This window comes from Mesorhizobium norvegicum (assembly GCF_004919685.1).
In the GTDB taxonomy this organism is placed as follows: Bacteria; Pseudomonadota; Alphaproteobacteria; order Rhizobiales; family Rhizobiaceae; genus Mesorhizobium; species Mesorhizobium norvegicum.
This window is the reverse complement of record NZ_SMYZ01000064.1, coordinates 43020-58895: the sequence shown is the minus strand read 5'-3', so window position 1 is coordinate 58895 and position 15876 is coordinate 43020. Positions and strand designations below refer to the sequence as shown.

Sequence of the window (15876 nt, the reverse complement as noted above, 5' to 3'; positions counted from 1 at the left end):
TTGCGGCTGCCACTCGGTTTTAGAAGCTTGCGCCTCAGGTCAACGGGTCGTCCTGGACGTGACTCGCTAATCGGATTTGGTGATTTGCGCAAGTCCCAGTTCCACAGGCGTCTCACGTCCGAAGATCATCACCATCACCACCGCACGCTGATCATCGGTCAGCTTGGCGATGGTCCCCGGAAAGCTGGCGAACGGACCGTCCTCGATCAGCACGCTTGCCCCAACCGGGAACGCCGCCTCGACCACCGCCTCGTCGGTCGACTTCTCTTCCAGTTTCTTCTTGAGTTCCAAGTATTTACACTCAGGCACAGGCACCGGCCCGTGCGCCCCACCAAGCACACCGCTGACCCCTTCGAGGTTCAGCAGAGCGGCCCACGTTTTGTCACGGTTGACGACACGAACGAACACGTAGCCAGGCAACGCAGGCACCGTGTAGGCGACCTTGCGCTTGGCGTGTGGGGCATTGCGCAGCCGCTTCTCGACCGGAAACCAGCGCTCGATGCGGGCGACCGACAGAGACTTATCCACATCCTTTTCGGCGTGATGACCGATGCAAAGCACGAACCATTGCATCACCGGCCCCGACTCACCCGCTGCGGCGAGCAACGCTTGCGCCCTCCGAGACAGGCCCATCTGCCTGTCCGATTCGGCATAGGCGCGGTCAACGTTGATGATCTCGCCCGTCGATCGGTTTATCCAGACGTTTTCCCGATCACTCAGCCGCTTCACGTCCGCCCGCATCATGGTTCCCTCGCACCGCCTGTTCGAATGCTTCCAGTCCTGCCGGCCCGCCAGCCGGGAAGTAGACCACCGGCATCTGACCGGGGTCGGGCAGCCAGGGCCAGCCGCGCTTCTCGTGCTCGCCAAGCCAGCGCTGCCAGAGATCGCCACGCACCGGCACCGGCTCCATTAGCGCGGCCAGCGCCTCCAGATCAGGCGTCACGGTGATGCCTTTGCGGCTCTCGGCGAAGTCGTGCATGCGGTTGACCGAGGGCCATCCGTGCTTGGCTTGGCGTGTCAGCCTCGCCTGCCGTCCTTGCGCATCGTCCTGTGCCAGCAAGGTCGCCATGAAGGCGCTGGGCGGTGGTGCCGACAGGGCCGATTTCAGCACCAGTTCGCGCATCCGCACCGCGCCCCACACCGGCCCGAAGGGCGGTGCAGTCATCGCCGCCGGCTTCGCGTCGACCGGCTCCGGAACATCGACCCACAGCCGCTGCTCGAAATAGGTCGAAGGCGCGTGGACGTGATCTTTCTTCTGCGCCTTGAGCAGCGCCAGCCAGTGCGGGAACTTGCGCTCGGCCTCGACCCGGTCTTCCAGCGACAGCGCCATGAACAGCTTCAGCGCCCGCGCCGTCGGAATGCCTTTCTGCCCCGGCCAGACCCGAACCATCCGCCAGAACGCCGCCTCGATCTTTTTCGGATTGTCCTCGCGCGCCTCTCTCTCAACAGGTTCCCTTACCGGTTCCCTTACAAGGTTAGGCGGCGAATTTTGCCGGTTGAAACTGTCGGATTCTGCCGGTTGCTCGGGCACGATTTCGCCGGTTGCTTCGGCCCCAGAGCTACCGGCAGAATTTGCCGGTTGAAAATCGGACTCGAAGCTTAGGTGATAACGGTTCGAGCTGCGCTTGCCGTCCTCGAAAGTCACATCCCAAGCGATCAAGCCGCGTGCCCTGAGATGAGTCAGCTGATCACGCACGGCGCGCTCGCCGAGGTTGGTCTTCGAGCAGATGTAGTCCTGGCTCGGAAAGCAGCCATTGACCGGATTGTGGCAGTCAGCGAGCACCATCAGCACCGCCCACTCCGACGGCTTCATGTCCCGGTGCATCTCCGGCTGATCGAATGCCCATTTGGTCGCTGCGTGGCTCATGTCGGCACCGCCAACGTGAACAGATCAGCCTGCGCCGGACGCACGTCGATCACCATGGCCTCGCGCCTGGCGCGGCCGGCTCCCGCCAGCATCCAGTCGACGTTCTGGCCGCGCCGCGCCTGCGCTTCGCGCAACAGCACCTTCGCGTAGTAGATCAGGAAATCCCGGCGCTGCTTTGGGGTTTGCTGCTTCACTCCGCCGCCTCCAGGAACGCTTGCAGGCCCCACTCCAGTGGCGGGCGATGGTTCGCTTCGATCCAGGCAGCCGCCGGTGCGTCGCAGACCGAGTTGCCGATCTTGTGCCGCTGTTCGGTTTCGGTCAGCGGCTTGCCCCTGTAGATCGGGTCGAGGATATAGCTATCGGGAAAGCCCTGCGCACGGGCGAGCTCGCGCGGCGTCAGCATGCGCATGCCGATATCGACGATGACATAGAGGATGCCGCGAATGGTCAGCGTGACGATGTCGCCGCCATCCCAGCATCCATGCCGACGTAGGAACGCGGCGACCTGGCGCGCCCGAGCCATTTGCGCATCAGTCAGTGGCGGCGGCGAGGCTTCGACATGGGTGAGGCCAAAGCGCGCCTTGGTCGGCACAGTGAGTGAAGGATCGTCGACACGGGCGTGCTGGCCGCCCGACGAATAGTAAGCCGTCATCAGCGGCAGCGTCACGACGGCCGAGTGCTGGCCGCCGGCGCAGATCGCCGGGTGCGCATCGCCGCAAGATCCGTCACGCCGATCGCTGCCCTTCAGCGACAGCATGTGGGCGGCGACCACGCCTTGGGTGCAACCCTTCTGAACGATGGTCGAGACCGGCCGCTGCACGCTGTGGCCTTCCTCGCCAGTGTTGTGCTGCGCCAGGTAAACAGCCGCAAGGCTGCCCTGGTTGCCGTCCGGAACCGGTGTCGGCAGCGGTCGTTCGGCGCTCACCGTGCGCGGATCCTGCCCGTCCCTTTCGCCATAGCGTGGCACCAGGTAGGGAACGATCACCTGGTTCTGGTCGCCGTCGGAAGCCGCAATCGTATGGGTCGGTTGCGTGGCGGACCTGTTGCCGCCGCCATGCTGGCCCCGGCTGACGAAAGGAACAGCTGCAAGCCCAACCATATCCATCTTGCCGCCGCCGCCCGACACAACGGCCCCGGCGGGCTCATTCATCGACGTCCCGATCGAATTGCCGAAATCGCGCTTGATGAACGGCAGCAACGCCGCCTCGACCGCACCGATCGGCGAGGCGCCGCCCGGACGCTTGATGAAGCTGTTCGCCGTCACCGCGGGCAGCGGGGCGCTGACCGGCTTGCCGACACTGTCGCCGCGAAACACGGCGATCAACGGCGCCACGATCTTCGGCTCCAATCCCTTCAAGGCCACCGCACGCCAGACCGGCGGCAAGCGATCCCAGATGTCGCTGTCGACTTCGTTAGGGTCGCCTTCGGTCCACGGCGACAGCTTGGCCACGGCAACGACACTGTCTGGCTTCGTCGTCATCGACTGCCACGGCTGGCCGACCGAACGCGGCGCGCTCTGGCCCATGCGTCCGCCGACACCGACGATGCACGGCGCCAGATATGTCTCGACATCGAACTGGTTGGCGCCGCCGGCCATCACCGTGCGCGTCGGCTCGTCGGCACTGGAGGTCGGCGAGCCGGAGTTGCGCATCGTCATCATATGCGGCACGACGAGGCCGTGCGCGTCGCGCGCCCGGGCGACGGTCGCGAATGGCTCGCCAAGCCCCTGCCCGCGAAAACCCTCACCGGCATGATTGCAGGTGGCGATGAAAGCGTCGTCGCCGGCGTCGAGCACATGCCGCTTCACGCCAAAGGCCAGGCGTGCATCCGTCTTCACCGCCAGCGGCCGGATAATGCGTTTGCCTGTTGCCTTGGTGTAGGCGCGCGCCTCCTCCCTGGTCAGGAAGATCGACGGGCAGTCGATGTCGAAATCGAGGATATCGGCCGCCACCGGCCACGGCTTCAAGGCGCTGCTCTTGACCATGTCCGATTTGGGCGCAGCGTGGCTGCGATCCGGGGTGACGATCCGGGCAGCATCGCGCCGGGCGCAGAGGTAGAGGCGCTTGCGGATCGTCGGTGACCCATATTCGCAGGCGACCAGTTCATCCCAGCCGACGGAATAGCCGTAACGCGCCAGCTCATGGACAAACTGATGAAACGTGTGGCCAAGCCGCTCCGGGTCGCGTTCGAAACCGGTGCCGTCCTTGCGCTCGATCAGCGGCGACCATTTGGCGAAGGCGCCGACATTCTCCAGGCAGATGGTCCACGGCCGCTGCCAGTCCTGTAGCTCCTTCAGCCATTTCAGCAGCACCCAGGCGAGATCGCGAACGGCGCGCGACGTGATCGGGCCGCCCTTGGCCGTCGAATGATCGCGGCAATCCGGCGACAGCCAGAGGAAGCCGAACAGATTGTCGCCAAGCGTCTCCCGCATTGACACCTGCCAGACATTGTGCGGCAGATGGATGGTGTCGCGATGGTTCGCCTCATGCATGGCAAGGGCGGCCTCATCGTGATTGATGGCATAGGTCGGCCCGAGCGGATGCCCGGTCGGCAGCAAGCCGGCTTCTGCCAGCCGCCGGAAGGCTTTAGCGATGCCGTTCGATGCGCCGCCGCCGCCGGCAAAGCTGTCGACGGCAACGATCCTGCGTTCACCCTTCGCCGGGGGAATGAAGGGCAAAGGCACTTTCTTCGCCGGCATGAAACCGGGCACTGAAAGACAACGCCATTTCTTCGTTACCGGCGGCAGGGCGACGACAGCGCCGAAATCGAATTGTGCGTTCATTGCGGCGCCACCAGCTCGAAACCGGCCGCGTTGCGATGACCGCCGCCACCAAAAGACTTGGCAACTTCGGAAACATCGACCCGGCTATCCTCGGACCGCAGTGAGAACTGGATTTGCCCGTCGGCGCGGCGGAACCACGAGGCGGCGAATGGGGCATCGGGGAAGCGTGCCAGTAGCTCGTGCGCCGCGTCGCTGGCGTAGTGGTATGGCGCGTTGACGGTCGGCACATGGTGCCCGCCGACGTCCGAGAAATACGCCTCCTGCAGCATCTTGCCGATGTTGGCCAGGTGCGACCGCAGGACCGCCTTGCCTTCCTCGACCAGTTCGTCGGGCTTTTCGGCGATCTCGCTCCAGACGGCAAAATCCATCGGATAGGTGCGCAGCGCTGCCGAGAACTGCTTCGTGCGATCACCGTAGGCGAAGCGCCAAAGGTCGCGGTCTTCGATCAGCGACAGGATTGTGGGGCAAGGATCGTCCTGCCTGTTGGTCCCCGTTGCGAACTGCCAGGCCATCGTCGCTCCAGACTGGTGCATGTCGAAGACGGCAACGATGGGCGAGCCGGTCTCCGTGCAAGCCTTCGCCGCCAGAAGCTCTATGTCAGCCAGCGCCGGCATGGGGCCATTCCAGTCGGCCAGATCGGCCTCGGCTGTCTTGTGGTGGTCGATCACCACGATGCTCTTGGCCTTGTCGGCCATCGCCACCAATTCCGGGCGCTTCGCCGAGAAGTCCACGAACAGGACGTGCCGGCCGGCCGCATCGGGAAGCGGCTTGCCGTAGAAGCCGGGCACATAGGCAACCTCGTTGCCCCATCGTTTCCAGATCGCCCACGCCGCGCCGAAGCCGTCATCGCAATTGCCGTGATAGATGCAGAGGTCTGGTTTCCAGTTCATCGTCCCGCCTTCTTCCAATCGGCAAAACTCCCGCGCAGCGCTTTCCACGCGTCGCCGGCCTTGCCGCCATCGTTGAGTTGTTTTCGTGAGGTGACGCCCAGCAGAGAGCGCACTTTTTGCGCCACGCGATCGTCGGTCAGAGGCTTTTCGAGCCCGTGCCGCTCATGCAGGAACACCATGAACGCGGGCTCCTGACACTTCATGGCGCACTCTGCAGCGAAGTTCTTCACATCGCTCGCCGCCGGTTCGCCGGCAGCCTGATTGCGATGCGGAGGCTTGCCGGACAGCTTGCGGATCTCGCGGAAAGAATCGTCGAGCAGCCGCAGCAGGAATTTTGTCGTGTCGGGCGCATTGCAGACGAAGTCGATCTCATCGACCGAGGCAGCATCGAAGCGCAGCAGCACCAAGAGTTCGCCCATCTCGCCGCGAGCCTCGACGAAGGCGCCAGCCTCGCCATGCACGCGTGTCCACTCGCCCGGCGCAATATCAGTCAGGGCCGCCCGGATGGCGCGCAGCTTCGTGGCATCGGGCGAGAGGACGGCGGCGTTCATTCCGCCTCTCCGGCCAGCACGTCGAACACCGCCCGGCCGACTTCGCTCAGCGCCCACGGCGTCGCCGATCCGCGACCCATGCGCCGACCGCGCATGACGATGCCGCGCCGCTCCATGGCGTGCAGTACATCCGACACAAGCATCTTCGATTCGTGCCGCAGCATGCCGGTGAGCGCCGCCATGGAGAGCCGGCACCAGCCGTCGGCGTCGGCGTGGGTTCCGACCAGATGGATAACGGCGCACTGGCGCAGCGTCAGTTGGCCAGCGGCACCGAACGGGCGCCGGCCCTGGCCGCCGGCCTCGAACTCGGCGCGGCCTTCGATCAGGTCGCCCGCCATGTCGGTTTCCAGCAGCCGGGCGAGCAGTGCCGCCGCCAGCACCTGCGGGCTCTCGCCACGCGCCAGCGCATGGCGGCGCAAGCCATCAGCGACGGGGCCTGTGAAGGCGATATGCAGTTCCTCGCTGGCGCGGCGGCGCGCCGGCAAGAGCATTTGGCCAGTGCGCGCGGCATTCTGCCTGGCGATCAGCTCCGGCGAGCGCATATCGAGGCGCGGCAGGTTGCGGTCGAGTTTGCGCAAAGCGGCTTCAGCCATCGAGTTCGACCCCAATGGCTGCCAATGCCGCGTCGTTCTCGGCGATGCGCCGGCTGAAACCAGAGATCAGGTCGCGACGCACGCCGTCCAGCCATGCCTTCGCCATGACGATTTCCGAGGTCTTGCCGGTGGCGCTGCCCATCGACAGCACCAGCCGCTCGCCAGCAACCAGGCGGTCGCGCATGGCGACGTTCTGGGCGCGTGCCTCGGCGAGCGCCGTCGCCTTTTCGAGATCGGCGGCCTTCATTGGTCGAACTCGCCGCAGCCGCGCCCGATCTCGCCTGGGTTCTCGGGCTTGGTGAACTGCTGCCACGGCACCCAGCCGCGCGGGCAGTGAAAGCCCCAAACGCGCAACATCGGCCCGGTCAGGAACAGCGTCCAGCATGGCCCATCCACCAATTCAATGCGGTGCGCGGCCGAGGCGCGCCGGAACTTAGTGTCGCCGGCGCACCGCTCGACGCGGTGGTTGATACCGCCCGGCGCAATTGTGTGCTCGACATAGCGGCCACGCAGCAGCACCGAAAAATTCCACCAGGGATGATCGTGCAGCGCCCGGTCGTCGTCGGACCGCAAGAAGTGGTGCAGATAGATGTTGAAGAACCGGTTGCGCGGAATCAGCCACCAGCGATGCATATAGGGATCGATATGGCCGCCAATAACGATATTCGGCGGGCGCCTTGCCGACAGCGAAATGAGACGCGGCGCCAGCCGCAGGATGAGCTTTTCAAACATTGGACAATATTCCTGTTTCAGTGCTTTTCCCGTGAAACACCTTGCCGTGGGACAGGCCGGGCCTTGCGCGCTTGCGCGGCTTCGGTGCACCGCGCGGCGCGCGGTAGAAGGCGCGGGCGTCGAGCCCGGCCCAATCGCAGATGGCGAATATCTTCCCGGCCGCGATGTCCTGTCCGGCCATGACGCGCGACAGGTCCGGCGAGGTCACGCCGATCTCGTCGGCCAGCGCCCGCCAGCCCCTTCCGTCATACTCCAGCATCGGACGGAGCTTGCGGCCGAGGCCAGCAGTGTCATAGGCGGCGAGCGTGCCGGCGCGGATCGGCCGGCTCTTTTCGCGCAGGGACAATTCCTCGGCGCGATCGTCGATGCGCATGCGATTGTCCAGCGCCTTGCGAAGGCGGGCCATGGCGCGGAGGATTGAGGGATCGGAAGTCACTCCGCCGCCTCCAGCTCGTCGCCGATGCCCATCATGTCGAACATCGTTGGCACGGCCATCTGCGCTTCGGCCTTGCGGCAGTAATGCGCGCCGTCATGGAAATAGGTGGCGGACAGTTCGGAGGCCTGGCCCTTGCGGCCTTTCAGGATGGCGCGATAGGGCACCGTCATCAGCCCGCCGAACGGGTCATAGATGATGTCGCCCTTGTTGGAGTAGCGGTCGATCAGCCGGTCGACGATGTCGAACTGCAGCGGGCAGACATGCTTTTCCAGATTGTTGAACGCCTGCTCGCCGTTCAGTGTGTGCATGCGCACCACGTCGGTCCAGATGTTCGGATCGGCGCAGGGCGGATCGAGCATCATGTAGGTCTTCGACAGCGCATCCTTGGCCGCCAGCTCTTCGCCGAGCCGTACATGCGCTTCGAAATCATAGACCGCGCCCTCGAACATGTTCTGGAACAGCGCGCGCACTGCCTTTGGCCCCAGCCGCACGATCTCGTCGGTGGTCAGCAGCCGGTCGCCGGAAGACGGCCAGAAGGCGTGCGCATCCATCTGCCAGCGCGCCAGCGTGTAGCCGCTGCCCGGCACTTGCGGCCGCCGGTCGCCGTCGCTCCAGCGCTCATGCCGGCCGTCGGCGGCAATCACCAGCGGCTTGTCATGCTCGACAGGTTCATCGGCGTAGCCGCGCGAGAGGTCGCTCTGCGGCCGCCGAAACAGCAGCACATACTCCGGTGAACCGACGCCCATCTTGGTGGCGTCCTTCATCATTTCGGAATAGCCAAGCCGATAGGTCTGGTTGTTTTCCTTCACCACATCGGTACCGATGGTGATCATGCCGATGAACTGAAAACCGTGCTTCAGGTAGTGGAACAACGCCTCGGCATGGAACGGCGACACGGTCGGCACGCCTTCGCCGGTCACCGAGCCGAACAGCACCCGGTCCTTGACATGGATACAGGCCAGCCGGCCGGGCTTGAGGATGCGCAGCAGCTCGGGCGTCAAAAAGTCCATCTGCGCCCAGAAGTGGCCATTGTTGTCGGTGTGGCCGAAATCGTTGTAGCTCGCCGTATACTCGTAGTGGTTGGCGAACGGGATCGAGGTGACGATCTCGCCGACGCTGGCGCTGGCCGTCTGACGCGCCTCCAGCACCGCATCGTTGTGCGCAATCACGAAGGACTCGCCGCGCTCTTCGCGCCTCGCTACGCCGATCGAGCGTGACAGCACGTCGTCGAGCGGCAGTCCGTCGAGGCCGTAGCGGCGGATGATCTCCGCCATGCGTGCCATCAGGCGTTCGTGTTCAGCCCACTTGCCTTCGAGGTTGCGGCGCACCTCGCGCTCGGCTTCCGAGAAGATGATGTCTATCCGGCATTCCTGCATCTGGCCGAAGCGCACGATGCGGTGCACCGCCTGGATGAAGTCATGGAACTTGAAGCCGACACCGACGAAGATCGCCCAGTGGCAATGTTTCTGGAAATTGTTGCCGGCGCCCGACATTTCCGGCTTGGTGGCAAGGTCGCGGAACTTGCCGTCCTTGAAGCCTATGGCGTTCTTTTCGTTCGCCTCCAGCCCTTGCGTCCCATAGATCGAGCGCACGCCCGGCACCGCCGCCTCGATCGCCCGGCGCTCATCCTCGAGGTCGTGCCAGAGGATGCGGTGGGCCTCCGGATCCTGCGCGATCAGTTCGACCATCTTGCCGATGCGCGCCGCCAGGCTGTCGCGCTTGGCCGCACTCGCCTGCACGACGCCGAGCGCCGTATTGCGCAGCAAAAGGCCCTGCCCGTCACGATCCTCGCCGGCCGTCGAATGGTCGATCGGCACTTCATGCCAGTTCACCGTGACCGGCGGGAGCACATAACCGTCGTCGGAAAATCCGAGATCGGAAGGTGATTGCAGGAACACCGCCCAGCTGTGCACCCACAGCCAGAATTCATCTTCCTTGTGCGGGAACAACGTCAGGTCGCCGGCTTTTTCCGAATTGCGCTGGAAGAACCGCGTCAGCGCCTGGCCGGTGTCCATGATGCCCAAAAAGCCGGCATAGTGGATCAGTTCCTTGGTGCGGTTCGGCGACGGCGTCGCGGTGGCGACGAACTTGAAGCGCACAGCCTTGAACAGCGGCAGGAACGTCTGGAAGGTTTTGGTTCCATAGCCGCGCAGCACCGCCGCCTCGTCGAGGCTGGCCGCAACGAAGCGCGAGACGTCGATCTTGCCGGCCAGCACCGATTCGTAGTTGGTCAGGTAGATCGTGTCGTCGCCGTCGACCTCGCTGTCGCTGCGGATGAACTTCAACGTGACGCCGAATTCGCCTTGGAATCGCTCCGCCGCCTCGGCGAAGAACTCATGCCGCACGCCAAGCGGAATGACGATCAACCGCAGACCAGGCGCAAACCTGCCTATCAGCCGCATCAGCTCGATCTGCATGAAAGTCTTATGGAGGCCGAACGACGCGAAGATGCCGCGGCTGCCGCCCTTCAGCGCCCAGCGCACGATCGCCCGGCAATGCGGTGCGCCGGCCGGGTTGATGTCGTCGAGCGCAACGTCGAAGCCGTCGGCTTTGGCCAGCTGCATCTTGCCGCGCAGGAAGGTGAGGTAGGGATCGTCGGGGATCGAGGCGAGCGCGTTCATGCCGACACCGCCTTGGCGAAGACACCTTCGCGGTTGAACCACTCATAGAATCGGCAAGGGCCACAGGTGCAGCGCCAGCCGTTGGCGCGCAAGGTCAGAAGCAGCCGCTTCGCCTCGGCGCGGCGCAGCGTGTAGGCGTTCCAGCACCAGTTGCCGACCCAGTCTTTTGACCCGACAATCTCGAATTTGCACCGGTGAATGCGGATGAAACCCGCCCCTTCGGTGAAGGTGTAAGGCCTCCAACCCGGCGATTCCAGTTCGACGTCGCCATAGCTCGCCATCACGGTCTTGCCGTCGAACCGGCCGTTGTCCGGATCGTTGCAGGCGAAGTGGATGGTGGCGGTGCGCTTCATGCCGGCACCGCCTTCTGGAGCTTGTCCAGATCACGGCCGATCATTGCGTGCTGGACGCGCAAGGCGGCGAGGTGTGCCGCCATTTGATCTGGCGGGACTTGATCCGTCCGCTTCAGCAAGCTCCGCAGCTCAAGCGCATCGGCGCGGGCGAAGGCCAGTTGTTTCGTAAATTCGGTCACGCCGGCACCGCCTTCTTGGCGCGACGCTTCGGCTGCCTAATCTCCCCACCTGTGGGGGAGATGTCCGGCAGGACAGAGGGGGGCGTTGTCCCTTCAGCCTTGCCAGCCGCCAACTCGGCTTCGACGATCGGCTTGAGTTCAGCGAGCCGCGCGGCTTCGGCCGCGTTCAGGTCATCACGCAACTTCAGCCGATTGAATTCTGTCCAGTCGGCCAAGGCATCGACGAAGCCGCGTTTCCTGTCGCCAACAACACTGACGGCATCGCCATCGGATGCGGCGTCGACCAACCTCCCCAGTTCGGCGAGCCGCTTGGCGCCGCCGACCGTGAGTTCCTTGCCGGCCCAGATCAGGCCCTGTTCAGTGAGGATTTCGAACAGCGGGCCGGAGACCTTGATGCCGCCGGCAATCGCACTGAGCATCTTGAATTCGGTCAACTCGGCGGCGGTTACCGATGGCGTTTGCCGCACGATGGTCCGCTTGCCCGCGAGGTTGGCAGGGCTGACATAGCCATCGCGTTCCATGCGCTCCAGCAGGGCCGACGCGGTGTTGTAGTTCAGTTGCAGCCTGCGCTGCACGAAGCTTGGCGACGGCTTGTCGTTCGCCACCACCAGGTCGACGGCCTTGCGGTAGAGTTCGTCATCCGTTGCCGGGGACCCCGATTGCTCCGCAATCTCCCCGGCCTTCTCGGCGGGCGGAAGGTCCACCGGACCTTCCGATGGACCCGCTTCAAAGCCCCAGTGATCCCAGCCCGGCCGGGGCGCGCGGCAAAACAGTTCGATCTTGGCGATGCCTGGGAACAGCCGCTCTATTGTCTCGGCGAAGAAATCCGGCTTGGCGGAATGCTTTGTCTTGCGCTCGCGGTGCACCGTCTCGGGCTGCGAGCCGGGCAAGGGCGCGGCGACGTCGCCGCGGCGGCCGATCAGCAGGATCTCGTGCCGGTCGCGGCCCCAATAGCCGGTGCCGGCGACTTCCTTGTCCCATATCCAGTGATGGACATAGGTGAGGCCGAGTTCGGCCAGCACCCGCAACCCGTCGAGCAACATCGGGTTGGTTGCCCAGAGATAGATAACGGCGTTTTCGCTGAACGGATCGAGATCCTTCAACAGCGCGATGATCTCGTCGGTCGTCATCGTCGGATAGTGGTTCTCGGCGCTCTTCTCGCGACCGGTCACTTCCGAACGCACGCCGAACTGCCACGGCGGATCGAGATAGCCGACCGGATAGGTGCGCTTGAGCTTGCCCGGCGCTGCCGCCTGGCCGTTGTCGCGCACCATGTCCATATGCGTCAGCCGCACGGCGTGGCGCAGCTTCTGCCGTGCCGCACGGATCTCTTTCGCCCGCGCGACGATTTCTTTCTCCTCGTGTGCCAGCACTTCGCGCTGCGCCTCGACGGCGAGGTCAGACAGCGCCTCGCCGGCATGCACAGACACGCGGCCGTCGCGGATCGCCTCGATCAGTTCGGCCGCGCCATGGTCGCGAATGCGCTTGGCGGCGATCACCGCGCGCTCGGAAATCGACAGCCGGCGCGCTGCCTCCCGGGTCGGCAAATTTGCTGACCCGGCAGTGCTCTGGTTGATCCCGATATCCCAGTCGACCAGCCGCGCCGCCACCATGGCGCGCTGGCTCTCCGATAGGTGCCGGCGGTGCAAATTGAGCGACAGCACGAAGCCGAGCGGATCGTCGCCGGCATAGTCGATGAATTCAGGCTCGACCTCGGCGAATTGGCAGGCGGCATAGCGGTTGCGCCCATCCAAAATCTTGCCGTCCAGCAGGACTATCGGCTCGCGCTGGCCATAGGTCACGATGTCGTCGGCCATCTCCTGCATTTCCCGCTCCGACAGCAGCGGGAACAGTTCGGCCAAAGGATGCGGGAGGAGCTCGGTCACGACTGGACTCCCGCGAGATAGGATTGGGCCAGCTTCTTGATGCGCGTATCATCAGGCGCATCGACTTGCTGGAGTGTGGCCAGTGGATCGACGATGCCCTGCGACTGCGAAGCCTTGAGCCCGAGCATCTCGACAAGGACAGGATCGCTGCCACCGTTGGTATGGGCGTAGATCGCGTCGACCTGGCGAAGCTGGCCCGGACGGCGAAGTCGACCGATCAACTGCTTGTGGACTTGCGGCGACCAATCCAGTTCGCCGACGATCACCTTCGAGCAGACTCGCTGCAGGCCATCCAAGCCGGCGCCCGATCGCAGCGAGATGATCATCAGCTTGCTGCGACCCTCGATGAAGTCTGCTTTCGCCCGTGTCTTCGCCAAGGTGGTTTCGCTGCCGGTATACATGACCGGATCGAGGTCACTCAAAGCCGCAAGCCAGACGTCGTAGACATCGCGGTGCCAGCCAGCCAACAGCACCGGTTCGCCGGCCTCGACAAGAATGCGCGCCAGCGCTGCGACCGACTTCGCCTTAGCCATGCCGGTCGCGTGCCGAGCCATCATATCGAGTTCGCGCGCTGCCTGGCCGCGCTCGACAAAAGAACCGCCCATCACCCGTTGCGCAAGAATGCGAGCCTCATCCTCGACGGCGTCGACGACGCTTTGGTCAAAGTCGACTTCATGCATAAGGACATTGACGGGCGGCATCTGCTTGCCGACGTCGAATTCCGTGCGGCGCAATGCGATCGTCTGATCGCGCAAATAGGTGCCCAGCGCCTTCGGATCTCTGACCACCCAGTGCGACCCGTGCGAGGTGCACCACTCGATGATGAACTCGTGCCAGCCGCCGAGCGCGCCAGGTTCCAGAAGATCGACGATGTTGAAGATTTCCGATCCATAATTGTAGATCGGCGTTGCCGTCAGTCCCATGCGGATGTCGGTGTTGGAGACGAAGGCGCGAGCGGCCTGGCCCTTATTCGTCGATCCACCGTGCCGCAGCTCCTGGATTTCATCAAAGATGATCGACCGGAACTTCCCCGTCGCCGCGATGTCGGTCCAACCGGCGATGTTCGAATACTTGAATATGAAGATATCGGCAGCCGGCAGCCTGTAAGGCTTCGTGCCCTTGATGATGTGACTGGTGAAGGTGGTGAACTCTTCGATGTATTCCTCGACCCACTGCTCGGCCAGATGCGCCTGGACGACGATCGCCGCCGGCAGCGCCGACGTTTCGGCAAGCGTCGCCAGCGCGCTGACCGTCTTGCCGAGGCCCACATCGTCCAGCAGAAGCAGCCGCCTGGTCTTGGCGGTGACGGCAGCCGCCTGTGCCTGGAAAGGGTAAGGCGACGCGCCTTCGCGAAACCGGCCGATCGACGAAGGCAGCCAGTCGTCGGCGAGAAGACTTTCGACGGCCAGGCGCTGGTCTATATGGCGCTGCCGGCCGGCTTCAACGCGCTCGCGGTCGGCACTCGGCACCTCCAGCGGATAGCGCTGAGTGAACCAGACAAGGTCCGCACATACGGCGGCACCGTCGGTGATGAAGAACTCACCCGTCTGATGAATAGGAATTCGAGGAAATACCTTCTTGAACACCAGCGAGACATGCGGCGGCAGCCCGGCGACCTGCCACTTGCCGAGGTCTGCCCGGTATCGCAGGCGTCCATAGGTTTCGAGCGACGCGTGGGCGTTCAAAGCCACGCCCTCCCGAGCGAAACAATGTCCAAGCGCTTGGCACCAATCGCAGGTGGCACTCCCATCGCGACCGAGGAGACCAAGGCGATGGCACTCAGCTGCGAATGGGCGGCATACCGACGGAGTTGCCGCAGGATGGCGCGCGGAGATCCCTTGATCTTGACCTCGATGCCAAGGTCGCCGACGACGAAGTCGATGATGTCGCCGTCCCCCAGATTCACCTCACGCTCGAATGCGATGCCGCAATTCGCGAATGCATCGGCGATCGCGGCCTGCACATCCTTTTCAGGACCGGCCGGCAGCCGGGTCGAGCGCAGCACGGCAAAAGCATCGCTCATGCCGGCACCCGCGCGTCAGCCAGTGCGACCTTGGCGGCGCTGCGCTGCGGCTCGCTCATCTCGAAGCCGAAACCGTAGCTGGTGGTGAAGGTGGGACCGTGCGGCTTGAGCTTGCGGCGCAACCGCTTGACATGGCTGCGGATCGCCTCGCCGAGATCGTCGATGCGCTCCAGCGCGTCGAAGGAATAGAGCGCGCTCGCCAGATGATCGTAGCTGGCGACGCCGCGCTGCACCAGCATCATGAAGATGGTGGCCTCGGCCTTGTTGAGGCCGAAACGGCGCCGCGCGGTCTGCAGGTCGTCGCCGCCGCTGAATGCCGCTAGTCGCTCGCGCAGCTCGTGCACCTCGTCGTCGAGGCGATCCTGACGCTTGGCTTGTCTTGGCGACGCCTGCCCGAAGCGTGCTTGGTTGCGGGCGACCGCCGCCAGATGCTTGTTGGATTCCGGCATGCCCGGCGCCTGCATCAGTGCCGCATAGTCGTCCGGCTCCAGCGGCTGCACCAGGCGCCAGCCCTCGCTATGGCGGGCGGAGAGCTGCGAGATTGGGATGAAGTCGACAGCGCCCATCACGATCCCCGACCCGGCACGAACAGGCAGATCGTCTTTCCGGCCTCGCCCCCCCCCTGGTGCGCACACCAGTGGAACTCGCCGTCCGGCGATTGCCGGATGCGCTTGTCGGTCATAGGGATCACCTCGCCGGACGGCGTGTGATAGCCGTCGGCGCGCTCGCCGATTTCACCCGTCTTGGCCTGCCGGCAATCGAGGCCGGAGCAGCACTGCCAGGGGTACGACCAGCCCTGCGGCATGGCGGCCGTTGGCAAGGCGTCATGCGGCCAGCTTTCGCCGGCGCTCATCGCGACGATGCCGAGCGCCATGCCGCCGATGGCAAAGCCGACGGCGCAGGACGCCGGAAAGGAATGCATGGGATGTCTCATCGAAGCGCGCCCCGAGCCGACCAGAAAAC

At 64.5% G+C, this 15876-nt stretch carries 18 protein-coding genes; all 18 read right to left on the bottom strand.

What is annotated here, in order from left to right:
- Nucleotides 1-66: 66 nt before the first annotated feature.
- The 18 genes from nusG to FCU66_RS25825 are packed head-to-tail and all read right to left on the bottom strand — an operon-like array spanning nucleotide 67 to nucleotide 15835.
- Nucleotides 67-744, bottom strand: a complete 678-nt coding sequence (gene nusG, locus FCU66_RS25910; protein WP_136617048.1) for a transcription termination/antitermination protein NusG — start codon at nucleotides 742-744, stop codon at nucleotides 67-69.
- Nucleotides 713-1867, bottom strand: coding sequence for a helix-turn-helix domain-containing protein (locus FCU66_RS25905; protein WP_136617047.1), 1155 nt, complete (start codon nucleotides 1865-1867; stop codon nucleotides 713-715). Before FCU66_RS25905 ends, nusG begins: the two co-directional genes overlap by 32 nt.
- On the bottom strand, nucleotides 1864-2061 hold the full coding sequence (locus FCU66_RS25900; protein WP_136617046.1) for a hypothetical protein: 198 nt from the start codon (nucleotides 2059-2061) through the stop codon (nucleotides 1864-1866). Before FCU66_RS25900 ends, FCU66_RS25905 begins: the two co-directional genes overlap by 4 nt.
- Complete coding sequence (locus FCU66_RS25895; protein ID WP_136617045.1) at nucleotides 2058-4649, bottom strand: DNA cytosine methyltransferase; 2592 nt, start codon at nucleotides 4647-4649, stop codon at nucleotides 2058-2060. The genes FCU66_RS25900 and FCU66_RS25895 overlap by 4 nt, the downstream gene beginning before the upstream one ends.
- Nucleotides 4646-5539, bottom strand: coding sequence for a DHHA1 domain-containing protein (locus tag FCU66_RS25890; protein WP_136617044.1), 894 nt, complete (start codon nucleotides 5537-5539; stop codon nucleotides 4646-4648). The genes FCU66_RS25895 and FCU66_RS25890 overlap by 4 nt, the downstream gene beginning before the upstream one ends.
- Entirely contained in the window at nucleotides 5536-6090 is a 555-nt protein-coding gene (locus tag FCU66_RS25885) for a hypothetical protein (protein ID WP_136617043.1), read from the bottom strand. Before FCU66_RS25885 ends, FCU66_RS25890 begins: the two co-directional genes overlap by 4 nt.
- The gene (locus tag FCU66_RS42075) at nucleotides 6087-6683 is read right to left on the bottom strand and encodes a hypothetical protein (protein ID WP_136617042.1); all 597 of its coding nucleotides are present in this window, start codon (nucleotides 6681-6683) and stop codon (nucleotides 6087-6089) included. The genes FCU66_RS25885 and FCU66_RS42075 overlap by 4 nt, the downstream gene beginning before the upstream one ends.
- Nucleotides 6676-6930, bottom strand: a complete 255-nt coding sequence (locus FCU66_RS25875; protein WP_136617041.1) for a hypothetical protein — start codon at nucleotides 6928-6930, stop codon at nucleotides 6676-6678. The genes FCU66_RS42075 and FCU66_RS25875 overlap by 8 nt, the downstream gene beginning before the upstream one ends.
- A complete protein-coding gene (locus tag FCU66_RS25870) occupies nucleotides 6927-7415 on the bottom strand; it encodes a hypothetical protein (protein ID WP_136617040.1) in 489 nt (162 codons plus the stop codon). Before FCU66_RS25870 ends, FCU66_RS25875 begins: the two co-directional genes overlap by 4 nt.
- Nucleotides 7408-7851 carry a hypothetical protein gene (locus FCU66_RS25865; RefSeq protein ID WP_136617039.1) on the bottom strand — a complete coding sequence of 148 codons (444 nt, stop codon included), beginning with the start codon at nucleotides 7849-7851 and terminating at the stop codon, nucleotides 7408-7410. The genes FCU66_RS25870 and FCU66_RS25865 overlap by 8 nt, the downstream gene beginning before the upstream one ends.
- Nucleotides 7848-10472 (bottom strand): DNA methyltransferase, encoded by a 2625-nt coding sequence (locus FCU66_RS25860; RefSeq protein WP_136617038.1) that lies wholly within the window; start codon nucleotides 10470-10472, stop codon nucleotides 7848-7850. The genes FCU66_RS25865 and FCU66_RS25860 overlap by 4 nt, the downstream gene beginning before the upstream one ends.
- The gene (locus FCU66_RS25855; protein WP_136617037.1) at nucleotides 10469-10825 is read right to left on the bottom strand and encodes a hypothetical protein; all 357 of its coding nucleotides are present in this window, start codon (nucleotides 10823-10825) and stop codon (nucleotides 10469-10471) included. The genes FCU66_RS25860 and FCU66_RS25855 overlap by 4 nt, the downstream gene beginning before the upstream one ends.
- On the bottom strand, nucleotides 10822-11004 hold the full coding sequence (locus FCU66_RS25850; RefSeq protein ID WP_136617036.1) for a hypothetical protein: 183 nt from the start codon (nucleotides 11002-11004) through the stop codon (nucleotides 10822-10824). The genes FCU66_RS25855 and FCU66_RS25850 overlap by 4 nt, the downstream gene beginning before the upstream one ends.
- Nucleotides 11001-12890, bottom strand: coding sequence for an MT-A70 family methyltransferase (locus FCU66_RS41280; protein WP_168991797.1), 1890 nt, complete (start codon nucleotides 12888-12890; stop codon nucleotides 11001-11003). The genes FCU66_RS25850 and FCU66_RS41280 overlap by 4 nt, the downstream gene beginning before the upstream one ends.
- The gene (locus FCU66_RS25835) at nucleotides 12887-14575 is read right to left on the bottom strand and encodes an SNF2-related protein (protein WP_168991796.1); all 1689 of its coding nucleotides are present in this window, start codon (nucleotides 14573-14575) and stop codon (nucleotides 12887-12889) included. The genes FCU66_RS41280 and FCU66_RS25835 overlap by 4 nt, the downstream gene beginning before the upstream one ends.
- Nucleotides 14572-14913 (bottom strand): hypothetical protein, encoded by a 342-nt coding sequence (locus FCU66_RS41275; RefSeq protein WP_168991795.1) that lies wholly within the window; start codon nucleotides 14911-14913, stop codon nucleotides 14572-14574. The genes FCU66_RS25835 and FCU66_RS41275 overlap by 4 nt, the downstream gene beginning before the upstream one ends.
- Entirely contained in the window at nucleotides 14910-15479 is a 570-nt protein-coding gene (locus FCU66_RS25830; protein WP_136617034.1) for a helix-turn-helix domain-containing protein, read from the bottom strand. Before FCU66_RS25830 ends, FCU66_RS41275 begins: the two co-directional genes overlap by 4 nt.
- Nucleotides 15479-15835: a hypothetical protein gene (locus tag FCU66_RS25825; protein WP_136617033.1), complete on the bottom strand. Its 357-nt coding sequence runs from the start codon at nucleotides 15833-15835 to the stop codon at nucleotides 15479-15481. The genes FCU66_RS25830 and FCU66_RS25825 overlap by 1 nt, the downstream gene beginning before the upstream one ends.
- Between the last annotated feature and the right edge of the window lie 41 nt (nucleotides 15836-15876).